Genomic DNA, 17,364 nt, shown 5'->3' on the forward strand with positions numbered 1-17,364 from the left:
AAAACGATTGTCATTGTGATCGACGACCGGGACAGTCCGCGAGAATCGGAAGGAGAGCCGTATGTCGGCGCATTGTCAGGTCACCGGCCGCAAGCCCGGGTTCGGCAAAGCGGTCTCGCATTCGCATAAGCGAACGAACCGGCGCTGGAACCCGAACATCCAGCGCAAGACCTACTACCTGCCCAGTGAAGACCGGCGCATCACGCTGACGGTATCGGCCAAGGGCATCAAGACCATCGACCGCGACGGGATCGAGGCCGTGGTGGCCCGCCTCCGCGCCCGCGGCGAACGAATCTGAGGACACGATGGCATCGAAATCGACCGATATCCGGCCGGTGATCAAGCTCCGCTCGACCGCGGGCACCGGCTACACCTACGTCACCCGCAAGAACCGGCGCAACGACCCCGACCGGATGGTGCTGAAGAAGTACGACCCGGTGATCCGCCGCCACGTCGACTTCCGAGAGGAACGGTAATGGCCAAGAAATCCAAGATCGCGCGGAACGAACAGCGCCGGGAGATCGTCGAGCGTTACGCCGAGCGGCGGGCCGAACTGAAGGAAATCATCCGGAAACCGACCACTCCCGACGACAAACGCCTGGCCGCACAGGCCGCCCTGCGCCGCCTGCCCCGCGACGCCAGTCCGGTACGATTGCGCAATCGGGACACCGCCGACGGGCGACCGCGCGGTTATCTCCGGAAGTTCGGCCTGTCACGCGTGCGTGTACGCGAGATGGCACATCGGGGAGAGTTGCCCGGTGTGCACAAATCGAGCTGGTAACCCCGCAGATCTCGTGAGTTAGGAGCCGGTCATGGCAATCAAACGAGGCCCGTCGAAGAAGGCCCGCGCCGAGCAGGCCCGCAAGCCCAAGAAGAACCCGCTGATCGCCGCCGGTATCGAAACGGTCGACTACAAGGATGTGAACCTGCTCCGCACGTTCATCTCCGACCGCGGCAAGATCCGCAGCCGCCGGGTCACCGGCCTGACCCCCCAGCAGCAGCGGCAGGTCGCCATCGCGGTGAAGAACGCCCGCGAAATGGCACTACTCCCCTTCACCAGCAGGTAGGACTAACGCGCGAGAATCCACCCCAGAACGTCACCGACCTCCAGCACCTGGACCCACCGATTGGTAAACGGGTTCGGCCCGCGTCTGCTGTCGGCCCTCGAAGCGCATGCGGCGAAGCCGCGAGTCTCGAGGGCCGACAGCAGACGCAAAAGGGGGCCGAACCTCGAGCGGCGGAGCCGCTCCGAAATTACAGTGGGCGCATGGTCGTATCGCGGGGATTCCTGGTAGTTCTGGCCGTCTGTGCCGCCGTCACGCTGACCTCCTGCGGGGGCGACGACGACTCGGCCGCGGCACCCGCCGCCACCTCCGCTCCCCCGGCCACCGGCGCGGAACCGCCCGCGGCGCCGACCGAGGTTCCCGGGGCCGACCCCGGGCAGATCTTCACCGCCGACCCCAACCTGGTGGGGGCCCACCCCCTCCCCTTCACATCGTGGACGCGGGTCGGCGCGGACCGCATCGCCGTCCACTTCGAATCGGGAGTTCCCGAGTGCTACGGCGTGAACGCGGCGGTCACCGAGGATTCCGACACGATCACGGTGGCGCTGCAGGAGGGCACCCGTGCGGACGCCACGGGCAAGATGTGCGTGATGATGGCCGTTTTCGGCACCCTGGAGATCCAACTCGACGCCCCGGTGGGCAGTCGCCGCGTTCTCAGCGCCGTGTGAAGGTCCCGGCCGTCCTGCGCACGGCCGCAACATATTCCGTGCCACGAATTCCACGGGCATCGAAATCGGTGGCTGCCCGGCACTCGGAATCCGCAATAGCGTGCTTTCCCGGATAGACCGACGGTCGCGCAGCGGCCGCAGAAGGGAACACGGATATGCAGAGAACTCTTGCCCGCGGCATCGTCGCCTTGGCGATCGCCGCCGGCTCGGTGGCCGGCACCGCTACCGCCACCGCGGGGCCCGGCCTCCCCCTCGAACCGGCCGCCCCGATGTCCACATCGCAACCGGTGAACGACGGTTCCACCGGTTCCGCTCTCGGTCACGAGGGCAGCGGCTCGGCGCTCACCGGACCGATGTCCTCGGGTTCCGCCGAGGCGGCCGGAAGCTTGTTCATGCTCCTCGGCGCGCTCTTCGGAAACCCCGGGTGCGAACCGATGCTCTGCTAGCGATGGTCCCGATAGCCGCCCGTGTCAGCAGTCGCGACCGGGCGAACCGCCTCTGACCACGAGGCGAAGAGGCGCCGGAGTATTCCGGCGCCTCGTGTCGTCAGTGGGCGAAGTGCCGGGCCCCGGTGAAGTACATCGTGACCCCGGCCTCGCGGGCCGCGTCGATGGTGTCCTGATCGCGCACCGAGCCACCCGGCTGCACGATCGCGCGGATCCCGGCCTGCAGCAGGAACTGCGGGCCGTCGGGGAACGGGAAGTAGGCGTCGGAGGCGGCCACCGACCCCTTGGCCCGGTCACCGGCACGCTGTACGGCCAGGCGCACGGAATCGACCCGGTTGACCTGTCCCATTCCCACCCCCACCGAGGCACCGTCGTGGGCCAGCAGGATGGCATTGGACTTCACCGCCCGGCAGGCGCGCCAGGCGAATTCGAGATCCGCCAGAGTCGCGTCGTCGGCGGGTTCGCCCGCGGCGAGGGTCCAGTTGGCGGGATCGTCGCCGGTGGCGTCGACCGCGTCCCGGTCCTGTACCAGCAGGCCACCGCTCACCGGCCGCAACTCCACCCCCTGCGGCGCGGGCGGTTCGGCGATCAGGATCCGCACGTTCTTCTTACGCTGCAGCACCTCGACCGCGCCGTCGGCGTAGGAAGGCGCCACGATCACCTCGGTGAAGATCTCCGCGACCTGCTGCGCCATCGCCACCGACACCTCACGGTTGGCCGCGATGACTCCGCCGTACGCGCTCACCGGATCGCAGGCGTGCGCTTTGCGGTGCGCCTCGGCGATATCCGCGCCGGTCGCGATTCCACACGGATTCGCGTGCTTGATGATGGCCACCGTGGGCGCGGCGTGGTCGAAGGCGGCGCGCCAGGCCGCGTCGGCGTCGGTGTAGTTGTTGTACGACATCTCCTTGCCGTGCAACTGCTCCGCCTGCGCCAGCCCGCGGCGACCCGAGTCGTCGGTGTACAGCGCGGCCCGCTGGTGCGGGTTCTCGCCGTAGCGCAGTACCGCGGTGCGCTCCCAGCTCCCGCCGAGCCAGGACGGGAAACCCGCGTCCTCGTCCGCCTTCTCGACCAGGGTCTCCGCCATCCAGCTCGCCACGGCCACGTCGTAGCTCGCGGTGTGCTGAAACGCCTTGGCGGCCAGCGCGGTACGTTCGGCCAGGGTGAAACCGCCCTCGGCGACCGCTTTCCGGACCCCGTCGTAGTCGCCGGTGTTCACCACCACCGCCACCGACGGATGGTTCTTCGCCGCGGCGCGCACCATCGACGGACCGCCGATATCGATCTGCTCCACGCACTCGTCGGGCGTCGCGCCACTGGCCACCGTCGCGCTGAACGGATAGAGGTTCACCACCACCAGCTGGAACATCTCGACACCGAGTTCGGTGAGCTGGGCCAGGTGTTCGGGTTTGCGGGTATCGGCGAGGATGCCCGCGTGCACCTTCGGGTGCAGGGTCTTCACCCGGCCGTCCAGCGTTTCCGGGAACCCGGTCAGTTCCTCGACCTTGGTCACCGGGACACCGGCGTCGGCGATACGGGCGGCGGTCGACCCGGTGGATACCAGTTCGACCCCGGCCGCGTGCAACGCGGTCGCCAGTTCCACCAGCCCGGTCTTGTCGTAGACGCTCACCAGCGCCCGGCGGATCGGTGTGCGCTCACTCACCGGAGAACTCGCTCATCTGGGATATATGCCTTTCTTCCATCGGAGACAATTCCACGGGTGGCGACGGCGGCGACGATCTCCACCAGCAGGCGCCGTTCCACGACCTTGATTCGTTCGTGCAGCCCGGCCTCGTCGTCATCGGGACGCACCGGGACCGGCTCCTGGGCCAGGATCGGCCCGGTGTCGACACCGGAATCCACCAGATGCACCGTCGAACCGGTGACCCGGACACCGTAGGCGAGGGCGTCGCGCACCCCGTGCGCGCCCGGGAAGGCGGGCAGCAAAGCCGGATGGGTATTGATGATCCGGCCGCCGAAGCGGTCCAGGAACACGGGGCCGAGCAGTTTCATGAAACCCGCCGAGACCACCAGATCCGGCGCGTATCCGGCGACGGCCGCGGTGAACGCGGTATCCCAGGAGGCGCGGTCGGGATGGTCGCCGACCGCGATCCGGAAGGTGGGGATCCCGGCGGCTGCGGCATGTTCGAGGGCGGTGCAGTCCCGGTCCACGCCCACGGCCAGGATCTTCGCGGGATAGGCCGGATCGGCGGCGGCTTCGATCAGCGCGCGCAGCAGCGAGCCGGTCCCCGAGGCGAGTACCACCAGGCCGGCCGGGCTGGAATCGGTGCGTTCCGGGGCGGTCAGGGCTCTACTCCTGGCGTGAGAAGGGACAGCGACTGAGCCCGCTTCGCAAGCGGCGACAGAACCGCCGCTGCGGGGCGGTAGCGCAGCCACCGGCGGCGGGAACGAACCCACGGCACGGATAGAGCCTAGTAGACGCGTTCGACGGTCCGTCCGGCGCGGTCGGCTGCCGGGCCCGGGCCCCTACCGGCCCTCATGGGAGTCGTCGTCGAGCAGATCGGACTCGACCACCTCCGCGTCCAGGATCTCGTGCCCGGCGCCCTCGGAATCCGACAGCGACCCGGTCCGGCCCGGTCGTGGATCGTCGTCGACGATCTCCACCTCCAGCGGCGGTTCCGGGCCGACCTTCTCGGTCCGGGGGGCGTCGAGGAGATCGGCGTAGCGGCCGGACCCGGCTCCCGCGTCCGCGGGCAGTTCGGGAAGCCGGCCGGCGGGCAGGGCCCGGGGGTCGTACGAACGCTGTGGGGAGTCCGGTTGATCATCGCCGAAGTCGGTATCGTCCGGATCGAACAGGGCGTCGGGATGGCGCAGCAGCGGGGTCGGGAAGGACACCAGGAAGGTCCGGGCGTAGAACAGGCCCGCGTAGCCGGGTATCGCCAGCCAGGCGAACACCGCCAGCGCGAAGACCGGCAGTTCCACGCCCAGTCCGCCGAAATTCCCGAGGTCGCCGCCGGAGAGCGCCGCGGCCACGGTGAGCGCGAAACTGCCCAGGCCCGCCGACGCGAGCAGCGCCCACGGGGCGCCCGGCCGGTCGTAACTCACCCGGGCCGATTCGACGCCGCCGTACACACCGATCGCGGCGGGCACGATGAGCAGTACCGCCCACCAGAGCGCCGCCGGTCCGGTCGGTACCGCGGCGAGTACCGGTACCGCGGGGATGGGACCACCCACCACCGTGAACACGCCCACCGAGGCGTCGCCGAACTGGACTCCGGGCCCCACCAGCACACCCACCCCGGCGATCACCGCGTTGGGCAGATACAGCAGCGAGAGCAGCGTGAGGCCGAGTACATCCACGAACCCGTCGGCGTTGCCGTAGGTCTGCCCCACCTGCGACCAGTGGACCAGCAGTCCCAGCACGATCAGTACGGCGGCGCCGGCGAGCAGCCGCAGCGCCGACCGTCCCGCGACATAGGCGGCGGCGATCACATCGTAGGGAAGACTGTCGAAAATCCGCGCCCGGCACCGGAAGGCGACGCCGGCGAGGGTGGCGAGCAGATGCAGGGCCAGGACCCAGACGAACGCGGCCAGTGGGTTGGGACGCTGCAGGGCAATGGAACCCGACGCGTCCTCGGTGACCGCCAGGCAGACCGCGGTGATGAGCAGCGGACCGCCCACCGCCGCCCCACACAACCAGCCGAGATCGGCCCTGGTGGGTTCGGTATCGACGGCGCCGGTCGCCTCCCGGGCCGCGGCCCACATCAGCAGGGCGGTCGGCAGCACCGGCAGCAGGCTCACGGTGGTGGTGCCGATGAGCAGCGGCACCTGATGCACCGCCAGCCAGCCCGCGGCGATGGAACCGCTGAGACCAGTGAGATCGCTACCCGCGGTGAGCAGGGTCGCCAGCATCGTGACCACGATGGCGGCCAGCGCGAAGGCCGCGGGCCGGAAGGCGACATAGAGCAGTACCCGGGCGCGATCGGGTGAGAGCGGACCCGGTTCCCCGGCCGGTCGCGCCGAATTGCGGCGTGCGCCCCGGAGCGGGTGGGACGACGAGCTACGCGGGGCACTCATGGATTTCAGAGTGGCAGTTGCCCCGGCACGCGCGCTTCAGGCGCGCCGCGCCGGGGGCCGCCGGGGATCACTTCTGGTCGTCGGACTGCCGGAACGCGCGGGTGGCGTCGGCGGCCGGATCGGCGGGCTGCTCGCCGCCGAAGGGCTGGGCCTGCTGACCGGGCTGCTGCGGCTGCTGCTGGCCGTAGGACTGCTGCTGCGGCTGCTGACCGTACGGCGAGGGCTGCTGCTGGCCACCGGCATACGGCGACTGCTGCGGCTGCTGGCCGTACCCCTGCTGCGGCTGCTGCCCATAGGGCTGCTGACCGTAACCCTGCTGGCCCTGGGCCTGCTGGCCGTAGGAGGCCTGCTGCTGCTGACCGCTGCTGTACTGCTGGCCGTACCCCTGCTGCGGCTGCTGACCGTAACCCTGCTGCTGGTACTGCTGCTGGCCGTAACCCTGCTGGCCGCCGGGGAATCCGCTCGGCGTGGACGGGCGCGGCGCCGGCGGCTTGAGGATTCCGACGTCGAACAGCACCACGGCGACCGCGAGACCGGTCTGCACCAGCGCCAGGACGAGGATCAGGTACAGCCCGATCTCGGCCTTGGCGCCCTCGGGCAACGTGAACATCTGGAACAGGATCGTGAAGAACGTGCCCCCGGCCACGGCCGCGGCGGCGCCGACCCAGTTCTGCTTCGGCAGCAGCGACAGACCCGCCAGCAGACCCGCGATCAGCAGCAGTCCGCCGATCGGCGCTTCCTGGTACTCGAACAGGTTCAGGCTGGTATCCGCCGACGAGGGCAGGTCCAGATCCGAATCGGCGCCCACGTAGGACAGGAAGCCGAGCAGGAAGGCGAGCACGCCCACCGCGGCGGCACCGATGGTCAGGAAGAACGGCAGTCCTTTCCCGTCGGCCCCGGCGGCGCTCGCACCACCGGCCGCCTGCTGGCCGGGGTTGGGCGGAACGGAGGGCGGAACGGGTGCGTTGTACCCGGAGCCCCCGGTCGGGTATGACATGTCGTCATCTCCTAGGTCGAGTCATACGTACTTGACGGCTGAATTCCCTTTGACGCTACTGCACGCACGCGCGGGGGTCATCACCGCAGGATTCGAGGCGGCGGCCGTGACGCACAAAGGCCGCCCGGTGTTCACCCGGGCGGCCTTCGTGGTTCGGCACGACCACCGGATCAGGCGGAGACGGCCGCCTTCTCCAGGATCTCGCGCGCCAGGGCGGCGGTCTCGGACGGCGTCTTGCCGACCTTCACACCCGCGGCCTCCAGCGCGTCCTTCTTGGCCTGGGCGGTGCCCGAGGAGCCGGAGACGATGGCGCCGGCGTGGCCCATGGTCTTGCCCTCGGGGGCGGTGAACCCGGCCACGTAGCCGACGACCGGCTTGGTGACATTGGCCTGGATGTAGGCCGCGGCCCGCTCCTCGGCGTCGCCGCCGATCTCACCGATCATGACGATCAGCTCGGTCTCGGGATCCTTCTCGAACGCCTCGATGGCGTCGATATGGGTGGTGCCGATGACCGGGTCGCCGCCGATGCCGATGGAGGTCGAGAAGCCGAAATCGCGCAGCTCGTACATCATCTGGTAGGTCAGGGTGCCGGACTTGGAGACCAGGCCGATCGGGCCCTTGCCGGTGATGTTGGCCGGGGTGATGCCGACCAGCGCCTCGCCGGGGGTGATGATGCCGGGGCAGTTGGGGCCGATGATCCGGGTCTTGGCGCCCTTCTCCACGTTGTAGGCCCACGCGTAGGCGGTGTCCTGCACCGGGATGCCCTCGGTGATGACCACGAGCAGCGGGATCTCCGCGTCGATGGCCTCGATGATGGCGTCCTTGGAGAACTTCGGCGGCACGAACGCGATGGAGACGTCGGCCCCGGTCTTCTCCATGGCCTCGGCCACGGTGGCGAATACGGGCAGTTCGACCGCGTTGCCGTCGGAGTCGGTGTGCGCGACGGTGGTGCCCGCCTTACGCGCGTTCACACCGCCGACGACCTGCGTGCCCGCCTTCAGCATCAGGGCGGTGTGCTTGGTGCCCTCGCCACCGGTGATGCCCTGGACGATGACCTTCGAGTCCTTGTTGAGGAAGATAGACATATTTCTGTTTGTCCTTTACTGGGCGTGCCCTGGTAGGTCGACTCAGCGGGCCGCGAGTTCGGCGGCCTTGTCGGCGCCTTCGTCCATGGTCTGCGCCAGCGTCACCAGCGGGTGCGCGGCCTCGGCGAGGATCTTGCGACCCTCCTCCACCCGGTTTCCGTCCAGGCGGACCACCAGCGGCTTGTTGGCTTCGTCGCCCAGGATCTCGAGGGCCTTCACGATGCCGTTGGCCACCGCGTCACACGCGGTGATACCGCCGAAGACGTTCACGAAGACGCTCTTGACCTGAGCGTCGTTGAGGATCACGTCGAGGCCGTTGGCCATGACCTCGGCGGAGGCGCCGCCGCCGATATCGAGGAAGTTGGCCGGCTTGACACCCTTGTGGTTCTCGCCCGCGTAGGCGACGACGTCCAGGGTGGACATGACCAGACCGGCGCCGTTGCCGATGATGCCGACCTCGCCGTCGAGCTTGACGTAGTTGAGGTCGTTCTCCTTGGCCTTGAGCTCCAGCGGATCGGTCGCGTCCCGGTCCGCGAACTCGGCATGGTCGGGGTGACGGAACTCGGCGTTCTCGTCCAGGGTGACCTTGCCGTCGAGCGCGAGGATCTCGTTGTCCGGGGTGCGGACCAGCGGGTTGACCTCGACCAGGGTGGCGTCTTCGTTGACGAAGACCTCCCACAGCTTCTGGATGGTCACGGCCGCGGCGTCCAGCACATCGGCGGGCAGGTGGCCCTGCTCGGCGATGGAGCGCGCGAACGCGAGATCGACACCCTCGACCGCGTCGACGGGCACCTTGGCCAGCCGGTCGGGCTTGGTGGCGGCGACCTCTTCGATCTCCATACCGCCCTCGACCGAGCACATGGCCAGGTAGGTGCGGTTGGTGCGGTCGAGCAGGAAGGAGATGTAGTACTCCTCGGCGATATCCTTCGCCTCGGCGACCAGGATCTTCTTGGTGATGTGGCCCTTGATGTCCAGGCCGAGGATGTTGTTGGCGTGGGTCAGCGCGTCGTCCGGGGTGGCGGCGTACTTCACGCCACCCGCCTTACCGCGGCCGCCGACCTTGACCTGGGACTTGATCATCACCGGTTTGCCGATTTCGACGGCGATCGCCTGCGCGTCATCGGCTGTGTCGGTTACGCGGCCTTCCGACGAGGGCACTCCGTGCTTTACGAAGAGCTCCTTCGCCTGATATTCGAAGAGATCCATGTACTCACCGTCTCGTCTGCGTTGCTATGACAACGTCTTTGTTGGCGGCCCGACGTCGGTAGCGGGTCGCTCGGACTCTAACCACTCATAGGGACGGCCGATCGGGCACGTTCATCCTAAGTGGCGCAGGTCACGGGCCTCGCCGCGGGGACCTGAAACCCGCAGGCCAAGGCTACCGGCGAGTAGCTTTCGGCGCTTTCGCAGGCGGTCCGGCAGATGCGGTCCGGCAGCCGTGAACGCGTCGCGTGAAATCACCATCCAGAGTTTCCGTCGGTGAGCATTTGATCCACCGAAAGGTGATCAATGTCACAGTAACGTTTGAGTACGGCCTACCGCTTGCCGCGTCGCAATCGTTTCGTTACCGTCGAACCGGTTGATGTCACAGCTCGATCACGAGCGTTGCTCAGGCGTGGACGCTTGCGCACCCGGTTATCGCGCGAGTAGAGATCTCCAGGATTATGCTCCCGTGAGCAGGTTGAGAGAGGACGGCAGCTTGACGCAGCACCCCGCTCCGCAGTCGCAGGGCCGTTCGGCGGTCGCCACCCCGGGGCCGCATCGCACCATCACCGGGGAATCCACCGGTGCCGTCGTTCGCAATCGGATCGGCCGATGAACCACCGCGGGACCCTGAACCCTCAGTACGACAACCGAACCGGCCGGCGTCATCGTGATCCCGTGGATCAGGGGCCGCAGCCGTTCAACGCCTTCGGCGCTCCCGGGGACAGCCGCTCACGCCGCCGCCCGCTGAACACCGCCGCCGCGTCCGCCGCCGCCGATTCGCATCGCGCCGCAGCCGACGATTTCTGGGCCACCAATCAGAGCTGGGCCGACTCGCAGGCCGCCGCGCAGCAGTGGGACGCGCCCGTCGAACAGCAGACGTGGAACGCGGCCCCGGAACAGCACTCCTGGCCCCCCGCGGGGCAGCAGTCCTGGGACGCACCCGCCGAACAGCAGGCATGGGACGCCCCCGGTGGCGATTGGGCCGGTGCCGACCAGCACGACGACGGCGGCTGGCAGCGGGACGAAAAGCCCGCCTGGCACAGCGATCCCAACTGGAACACCCATCAGAGCTGGTCCGATCCTCAGCCCTGGGCCGAGGATCCCGCGCCCCGGGAGTCCGCGGACCGCGCGCTGCCCGGTGATCGGGTCCGGCCGGCCACGATCGCCGAAGCGCTCGAGAGCGTGTCCGACGATGCCGAGCCCGTCGAGGGGACCAAACAGTCCCGCTCGCGCGGCGCGCACCGGGTGGCCGCTCCGCCGTCGGCTCTCAAGGGCCGGGCCGCCGTTGTCGCGGTCGCGGCCGGCGCGGTCGTCGCCGCCGGTCAGTGCGCCACCGCCTCGCCCGGTGAGCAGAAACAGCAGCAGGCCACCGATTACGAGGCCGCGGGCTCGGTGCACGAGATCGCCGCCCAATCCATGGCCACCGAGGATCCCGCCGCCGTGGGCGATACCAAATCGCCGCAGATGCTCGGCGCCGGCGCCCCGGTGGACGCGGGCCGGTTCGGTGAGATGCTCGCCAACGGCGCCCAATTCGCGCACAACCTGGCCCAGGCGGAAGAAGCCAAGTTCCGCCCCCTGTTCGCCCGCTTCGCCAGCGGCTCCTACACCTCCGGATTCGGTGCCCGCTGGGGCGTGCAGCACCTGGGTATCGATGTGGCCGGCCCGATCGGCACCCCGATCTACGCGGTGGCCGACGGTGAGGTCATCGACGCCGGCCCCGCGTCGGGCTTCGGCATGTGGGTTCGGCTGCAGCACGCCGACGGCACCGTCACGGTCTACGGGCACGTCGATACCACCACGGTCACGGTCGGCGAATACGTCTTCGCGGGCGATCAGATCGCCACCATGGGCAACCGGGGCTTCTCCACCGGCCCGCACTGCCATTTCGAGGTCTGGCTGAACGGCAGCGACAAGGTCGACCCGGTGCCCTGGCTCGCCACCCGCGGTATCGGCCTCAACGGCAGCGGCGACTGACGCGCGGTCCCCGAGCGGGTCGTTACCCGCCCCGGCGGGCGGTCAGGGCGCCGCGGTGATCGCCAGTCCGATCAGCGCGATCACCTTCGCGGCCTCCAGCCCGATGTACCAGTAGTGCGCCGTGGATCGCGGTAGCTCCTCACCCGCGAGCACCCGATCCGACCGGCGTGACAGCGGCGGCCGCACCACGGCCAATTGCACGATCAGGATTCCGACCGCCACCGCCGCCCACGTCCGGACCGCGCCACCGGGCCCGAGGACGACCAGGGATACCACCAGCAGCACGGCGAGCACCGACTCCACGGTGTTCAACGCCCGGAACACGATCCGGCCGATTCCCAGGCCGAGTTCGGTGGTGACCCCGGGCGCCCGGAATTTCAGCGGCGCCTCCAGGAACGAGATCGCCAGCACCATCCCGAGCCAGAGCATCGGCAAGAACCACAACAGATGCTGCGCAACGGACTCCATGATCGAAATCTAACCCGCGCGGACCCGCCGCGGGCCGGTACCGGGCACCCCTTCTGTGGCCACGGCAACCGGCGCAGCGCCGGCTCCCGCGACGCGGCTAGAGCTTCGTCAGGGTCTGGCTGAACTTCGGGATGAGCCGGATAGTGCCGCTGCTGCCGAAATCGATCGTCACGCTGGCCATATCGCCCATTCCGTCGGCCGAGACCACCCGGCCGAGACCGTATTTGTCGTCGCTCACCCGGTCACCGACGGCGAGCGACAGGCCGACATTGTTGCGGGCGACCCGCCGGCCCGGGCCGCTGTCGCGTGGACCGGGTCGCGGCTCCCGCGACTGCGGCCAGCCGCCGGTCCAATCGGAATCGTCGGACTCCGCGCCGCGCCGGCGCCCGAAACGTTCCGGCGCCGAGGGACGCTTCGGCTCCAGCCGCTGCCAATCGATCAGATGATCCGGGACCTCCTGCAGGAACCGGGACTCCGGGTTGAACACCGGCTGCCCCCACCCCGATCGCACCACCGCGCGGGTGAGGTACAGCCGGCGCCGGGCGCGGGTGATGCCCACGTACGCCAGCCGCCGTTCCTCCGCCAATTCCGCCGGATCACCGAGAGCGCGCAGATGCGGGAACTGCCCGTCCTCCCAGCCGGTGACGAACACCACCGGGAATTCCAGCCCCTTGGCGGTGTGCAGGGTCATCATGGTGACCATTCCCGACCCCTCGTCGGGGATCTGATCGGTATCGGCCACCAGCGATACCCGTTCCAGGAACGCGGCCAGCGATCCCGGCTCCGGTTCGCCCTCACCGGTTTCCGGCAGCATGCCCTCGGCCCGGGCCGCTTCCAGCGCATTACGTGCCTCGGAGCTGAATTCGCGGGCCACGCTGACCAGTTCGTTGAGATTGTCCAGCCGCGCGCCGTCCTGCGGATCGTCGGACGCCTCCAGTTCGGCGCGGTAGCCGGTGCGATCCAGCACCGCCTCCACCACCACCCCGACATCGGGGAAATCCAGTTCGTCCATTTCGCCGGCGGCCCGGATCTGTTCCAGCAGTGCGACGAATCCCGCGATGGCATTACGGGCCCGGGTGTTGAGCAGCGCGACCTCACCGGCGGCGGCATCACGCAACGCCTCGGCGAAACCGATACCCCGCTGCTCGGCGTGCACGGCCACGCACGCCTCCGCGCGATCGCCGATCCCCCGCCGCGGCGTGTTGAGGATGCGGCGCAGGCTCACCGCGTCGTCCGGGTTCTCCAGAACGCGCAGATAGGCGACGATATCGCGGACTTCCTTACGCTCGTAGAACCGCACCCCGCCGACCACCTTGTACGGCAGGCCCATCCGGATGAAGATCTCCTCCAGCGCCCGTGAGTTGTTGTTCGTGCGGTAGAACACCGCGATATCGGAGTAGGCGACCTCGCCCGCGTCGACCAGCCGGTCGATCTCGCGGGCCACGAACGCCGCCTCGTCGTGCTCGTTGTCGGCGACGTAGCCGGTGATGAGTTCGCCCTCACCCGCCTCGGTCCACAACCGTTTGTCACGGCGGTTGGTGTTGCGGGCGATCACCGCGTTCGCGGCGGACAGGATGTTCTGGGTGGAGCGGTAGTTCTGCTCGAGCAGGATGGTCTCGGCATCGGGGAAATCGCGTTCGAACTCCTCGATATTGCGGATGGTCGCGCCCCGGAACGCGTAGATCGACTGGTCGGCGTCACCCACCACGCAGAGTTCACTGGGCGGTACCGCCCGCGGATCCTCCTCCCGGTCGGCGGGATCCGCCGCGGCGGCGGCGCCGGCCTCGGAATCCGAGGCCTCGGTGGCGGTCTCGCCGTCGCGGCCGTGATGGCCCACCAGCTCCCGGACCAGCACGTACTGCGCGTGATTGGTGTCCTGGTACTCGTCCACCAGCACATGCCGGAACCGGCGGCGGTAGTACTCGGCGACCTCGGGGTGCTTCTGCAGCAGCAGCACCGTCTCGCCGATCAGATCGTCGAAGTCCAGCGCGTTGGCGGCGCGCAGCCGCCGCTGGTATTCGGCGTAGACCCGGGCGACGACGCGGGGCAGATCGACGTCCTCGAATTCGGCGTCGGCGCCCGCCTTCTCGGGGCCGATCAGTTCGTTCTTCAGATTCGAGATGGCGGTGGCGAGCAGGCGCGCCGAATACTTCTTGGGATCGAGTTCCAGATCGCGGCCGATCATGGTGAGCAGACGGCGGGAATCGTCGGCGTCGTAGATGGAGAAATTCGAGTTCATCCCCGGCAGCAGCGCGGCCTGGGTGCGCAGGATGCGGACACAGCTGGAATGGAAGGTCGACACCCACATACTCGCGGCCCGCGGACCCACCAGCTCGATGACCCGCTCGCGCATCTCGGCGGCGGCCTTGTTGGTGAAGGTGATGGCGAGCACCTGCCCCGGAGTGACCCCGCGCGCGGCGAGCAGATAGGCGATCCGCCGGGTCAGCACCGCGGTCTTGCCCGAACCCGCGCCCGCCACGATCAGCAGCGGTGGACCGGTGTGCAGCACCGCCGCGCGCTGCTGCGGGTTCAGCCCCTCCAGCAGCGCGGCGGCCTCGTCTTCGCGCCGCTGGGCCGCATCCGTACGCCGCTGGGTCTGTTCGGCCTGGAACCGGCGCTGCAGCGCGGCCAGCCCACCCTCCGGCGCGGACCCGCCGGGCCCGCGCGCGGCCGGGATATCGAGGCCGGGTAGCTGCGGCGCACCCTGCGCATGCTCGGACGCGCCGGGCTCCGGCGAGCCGGCACCGGAGTGCTGTGCACGGGGAGTGGGCGAATCCGAACGAGGTGCTGCCGCTGTGGTGTCCATCGTCTGTTCACGCTACCGCCGCGACCCGACACGATCGAACACTCGGCCGAATTCACTGCCGCGACCGGCTACTGTGCCGCAACCCGGCGCCTCGCTCGCGGTATACCCAACCGTGACCGTTTTGCATACCTCGCATACCGTGGCAAACTGGCATTATGGTTTGCCCTGTAGCGCAACAACCGCTCCGGCCGTACGGACCGCGGCGCCGCAGACGGGGATCCTGAGTCCCATTTGGGCAGGTAGGGGGGCCAATAAGCAAGGTCGGACCCGCCGGGTCTTTTCACGGTGAAGGAGCTCTGGACCGGTAACACGAAGCGCCTCGGCGCCGATCCAGGTTCTGACACGAGGAGATGAATGATGAGCACACCCGCTACTGCGACCGGGTCGGATTCGACAACCGGCTCGGAATCGGAGCTCCCTCGGACCGAAGCCGAGATCGAGAAACTCCGTAAGGAGATCGATCAACTCGACGCGGACATCCTGGCGGCGATCAAGCGCCGGACGGAGATCTCGCGGGTTATCGGACGAACCCGGATGGCCTCCGGCGGTACCCGGCTGGTCCACAGCCGGGAGATGAAGGTGCTGGAACGGTTCAGCGAACTCGGCCAAGAAGGCCATACGCTGGCGATGCTGCTCCTCCGTCTCGGTCGCGGCCGACTCGGCCGCTAGGCCGCACGAACCACTGCGGCGGCCCGCAGACCGCCGCACTCCCACGAACCGCCCCGGGTGATCGTGCCCCGGGGCGGTTCGTTTGCTCGGCTTCCGCTGCTACTGCATGGCGATGTACTTGGTCGACAGATACTCCTCGATCCCCTCGGTACCGCCCTCCCGGCCGAAACCGGACGCCTTCACTCCGCCGAACGGGGCCGCCGGATCGGAGATCACCCCGCGGTTGACGCCCACCATGCCGGTCTCCAGCCCCTCGGCGACCCGCAGCGCCCGATCCAGGTCCCGGGTGTAGACGTAGCTCACCAGCCCGTACTCCGTATCGTTGGCCGCCGCCAGGCCCTCCTCCTCGGTATCGAAGGCGACAATGGGCGCGACCGGCCCGAAGACCTCCTCCCGCAGGATCCGGGCGTTCGCGGGAATATCGGTGAGCACGGTGGCCGGATAGAACCAGCCCGGACCGCCCGGCGCCTTACCGCCCACACGCGCTGTCGCACCACCGGATACGGCGTCGTCCACCAGTTCGGACACCGTGGTCAGCTGCTCCTCGTTGATCAGCGGGCCCAGCGTGGTTTCCGGATCGGTGCCCGGCCCCAGCCGGACCTTCTCGGTCACCGCCGCCACGAACTTGTCGGTGAACTCCGCCAGCACCCCGCGCTGCACATGGAACCGGTTCGCCGCCGTACACGCTTCCCCGCCGTTACGGAGTTTGGCCAGCATGGCGCCTTCGACGGCGGCATCGATATCGGCATCGTCGAACACCACGAACGGCGCGTTGCCGCCGAGTTCCATCGAGGTCCGCAACAGCCCGCCCGCCGACTTCTCCACCAGGGTGCGCCCGACCTCGGTGGATCCGGTGAAGGTGAGCTTGCGCAACCGGGAATCATCGATCAGGGCCTGGGTCACCGCACCCGACCGGCGCGAGGTGATCACCGACAGCACGCCGTCGGGCAGACCGGCCTCCGAACACAGCTGTGCCAGCAACAGCATCGTGAGCGGGGTCGCCGAGGCCGGTTTGACGATCATGGTGCACCCCGCCGCCAGCGCCGGGCCGATCTTGCGGGTCCCCATCGCCAGCGGGAAATTCCACGGGGTGATCGCGAGGCAGGGCCCCACCGGCTGTTTGTGCACCATGATCCGCCCGGTCCCGGACGGGGCATGCAGATAGCGGCCGCTGACCCGCACCGCCTCCTCGCTGAACCAGCGGAAGAACTCCGCGCCGTACCGTACTTCGTTGCGGCTCTCCGGCAGCGCCTTCCCCATTTCCAGGGTCATCAGCAGGGCGAACTCCTCGGCCCGCGCGGTGACCCGCTCGAACACCGCGCGCAGGATCTCCCCGCGCTCCCGGGAGGGGGTCGCCGCCCAATCCGCCTGTACCGCGGCCGCCGCATCCAGCGCCCGGATGGCGTCCTCGGGAGCCCCGTCCGCCACCTCGGCGATGACATCGCCGTCCGCCGGATTGTGCACGGCGAAGGTCCCGCCGCCGGCGGCGTCGACCGGCCCGCCGATCCACAACTTCTTCGGTACGGATGCGAGTACTTCTGTTACTGAGGCCATACCCCGAGCCTATGTCGCGGGGGCCGGGAAATCGCCGGCTCCGGGGGACAGGCTGTAATTTTGGAGACGCTCCGCGTCTCGAGGGTGGGGCCCTGACATCCCGGTTCTTCACTCCCGGCGGTCGGTCGCTGCGCTCCCTTCCTCTGGTCGCTCCAGAACCGGGCGGGCCCCACCCTGGACGGATGCGACCATCCGGAGGAGACGGGAGATCCTCGCGAAAGCACGCCACACCCTCGCGACACGTGGCCTGGTACCGCCGTCACCACCGGGTTCCCATTCGAAGCGGGCTCATCCTCGGAATGGGCCACTTCCCGACCGCCGAGCATGCGAGGCTCCCGAAAAGGGTCGGCCCGCATCTGCTGTCAGCCCTCGAAGCGAGGCGGCGAAGC

17 protein-coding genes are annotated in these 17,364 nt (G+C 68.8%); 8 read left to right on the forward strand and 9 right to left on the reverse strand.

Features of this window, described 5'->3' with window-relative positions:
* The first annotated feature begins 61 nt into the window (after positions 1-61).
* The 6 genes from rpmB (at position 62) to ACZ6SF_RS16480 (ending at position 2,178) form a co-directional block, all read left to right on the forward strand.
* The gene (rpmB, locus tag ACZ6SF_RS16455) at positions 62-298 is read left to right on the forward strand and encodes a 50S ribosomal protein L28 (protein ID WP_466062927.1); all 237 of its coding nucleotides are present in this window, start codon (positions 62-64) and stop codon (positions 296-298) included.
* A gap of 7 nt (positions 299-305) precedes the next feature.
* Positions 306-476, forward strand: a complete 171-nt coding sequence (gene rpmG / locus ACZ6SF_RS16460; RefSeq protein ID WP_357429947.1) for a 50S ribosomal protein L33 — start codon at positions 306-308, stop codon at positions 474-476.
* A complete protein-coding gene (rpsN, locus tag ACZ6SF_RS16465; protein ID WP_466062928.1) occupies positions 476-781 on the forward strand; it encodes a 30S ribosomal protein S14 in 306 nt (101 codons plus the stop codon). The genes rpmG and rpsN overlap by 1 nt, the downstream gene beginning before the upstream one ends.
* A gap of 31 nt (positions 782-812) precedes the next feature.
* Complete coding sequence (gene rpsR / locus ACZ6SF_RS16470; protein WP_466062929.1) at positions 813-1,067, forward strand: 30S ribosomal protein S18; 255 nt, start codon at positions 813-815, stop codon at positions 1,065-1,067.
* Positions 1,068-1,267: 200 nt separating this feature from the next.
* Entirely contained in the window at positions 1,268-1,732 is a 465-nt protein-coding gene (locus tag ACZ6SF_RS16475) for a hypothetical protein (protein WP_466062930.1), read from the forward strand.
* Between the two features lie 155 nt (positions 1,733-1,887).
* The gene (locus tag ACZ6SF_RS16480) at positions 1,888-2,178 is read left to right on the forward strand and encodes a hypothetical protein (RefSeq protein ID WP_466062931.1); all 291 of its coding nucleotides are present in this window, start codon (positions 1,888-1,890) and stop codon (positions 2,176-2,178) included.
* Positions 2,179-2,278: 100 nt separating this feature from the next.
* Here ACZ6SF_RS16480 and purH read toward each other — a convergent pair whose 3' ends face one another.
* The 6 genes from purH to sucC form a co-directional block, all read right to left on the reverse strand.
* Positions 2,279-3,841, reverse strand: coding sequence for a bifunctional phosphoribosylaminoimidazolecarboxamide formyltransferase/IMP cyclohydrolase (purH, locus tag ACZ6SF_RS16485; protein WP_466062932.1), 1,563 nt, complete (start codon positions 3,839-3,841; stop codon positions 2,279-2,281).
* Positions 3,838-4,485: a phosphoribosylglycinamide formyltransferase gene (gene purN, locus ACZ6SF_RS16490; RefSeq protein WP_466063018.1), complete on the reverse strand. Its 648-nt coding sequence runs from the start codon at positions 4,483-4,485 to the stop codon at positions 3,838-3,840. Before purN ends, purH begins: the two co-directional genes overlap by 4 nt.
* 180 nt (positions 4,486-4,665) lie before the next feature.
* Positions 4,666-6,216 (reverse strand): cell division protein PerM, encoded by a 1,551-nt coding sequence (locus ACZ6SF_RS16495; protein WP_466062933.1) that lies wholly within the window; start codon positions 6,214-6,216, stop codon positions 4,666-4,668.
* Positions 6,217-6,283: 67 nt separating this feature from the next.
* Positions 6,284-7,213, reverse strand: a complete 930-nt coding sequence (locus ACZ6SF_RS16500) for a DUF5336 domain-containing protein (protein ID WP_466062934.1) — start codon at positions 7,211-7,213, stop codon at positions 6,284-6,286.
* Positions 7,214-7,383: 170 nt separating this feature from the next.
* Entirely contained in the window at positions 7,384-8,298 is a 915-nt protein-coding gene (gene sucD / locus ACZ6SF_RS16505; RefSeq protein WP_033243525.1) for a succinate--CoA ligase subunit alpha, read from the reverse strand.
* Positions 8,299-8,340: 42 nt separating this feature from the next.
* Positions 8,341-9,504: an ADP-forming succinate--CoA ligase subunit beta gene (gene sucC, locus ACZ6SF_RS16510; protein WP_466062935.1), complete on the reverse strand. Its 1,164-nt coding sequence runs from the start codon at positions 9,502-9,504 to the stop codon at positions 8,341-8,343.
* A gap of 675 nt (positions 9,505-10,179) precedes the next feature.
* On the opposite strand from sucC, the gene ACZ6SF_RS16515 reads away from it, so the two are divergent.
* On the forward strand, positions 10,180-11,478 hold the full coding sequence (locus ACZ6SF_RS16515; RefSeq protein WP_466062936.1) for a M23 family metallopeptidase: 1,299 nt from the start codon (positions 10,180-10,182) through the stop codon (positions 11,476-11,478).
* 42 nt (positions 11,479-11,520) lie between these two features.
* On the opposite strand, the gene ACZ6SF_RS16520 is transcribed toward ACZ6SF_RS16515, so the two are convergent.
* A complete protein-coding gene (locus ACZ6SF_RS16520; RefSeq protein WP_466062938.1) occupies positions 11,521-11,946 on the reverse strand; it encodes a hypothetical protein in 426 nt (141 codons plus the stop codon).
* Between the two features lie 97 nt (positions 11,947-12,043).
* Positions 12,044-14,752: a DNA helicase PcrA gene (gene pcrA, locus ACZ6SF_RS16525; RefSeq protein ID WP_466062939.1), complete on the reverse strand. Its 2,709-nt coding sequence runs from the start codon at positions 14,750-14,752 to the stop codon at positions 12,044-12,046.
* Positions 14,753-15,109: 357 nt separating this feature from the next.
* On the opposite strand from pcrA, the gene ACZ6SF_RS16530 reads away from it, so the two are divergent.
* Positions 15,110-15,421, forward strand: a complete 312-nt coding sequence (locus ACZ6SF_RS16530) for a chorismate mutase (protein WP_466062940.1) — start codon at positions 15,110-15,112, stop codon at positions 15,419-15,421.
* A 99-nt stretch (positions 15,422-15,520) separates the two neighbouring features.
* Here the strand turns inward: ACZ6SF_RS16530 and ACZ6SF_RS16535 are convergent, their stop codons facing one another.
* Positions 15,521-16,975, reverse strand: a complete 1,455-nt coding sequence (locus ACZ6SF_RS16535; protein ID WP_466062941.1) for an NAD-dependent succinate-semialdehyde dehydrogenase — start codon at positions 16,973-16,975, stop codon at positions 15,521-15,523.
* Positions 16,976-17,364 lie beyond the last annotated feature (389 nt).

This window comes from Nocardia sp. NPDC049935, assembly GCF_055586645.1.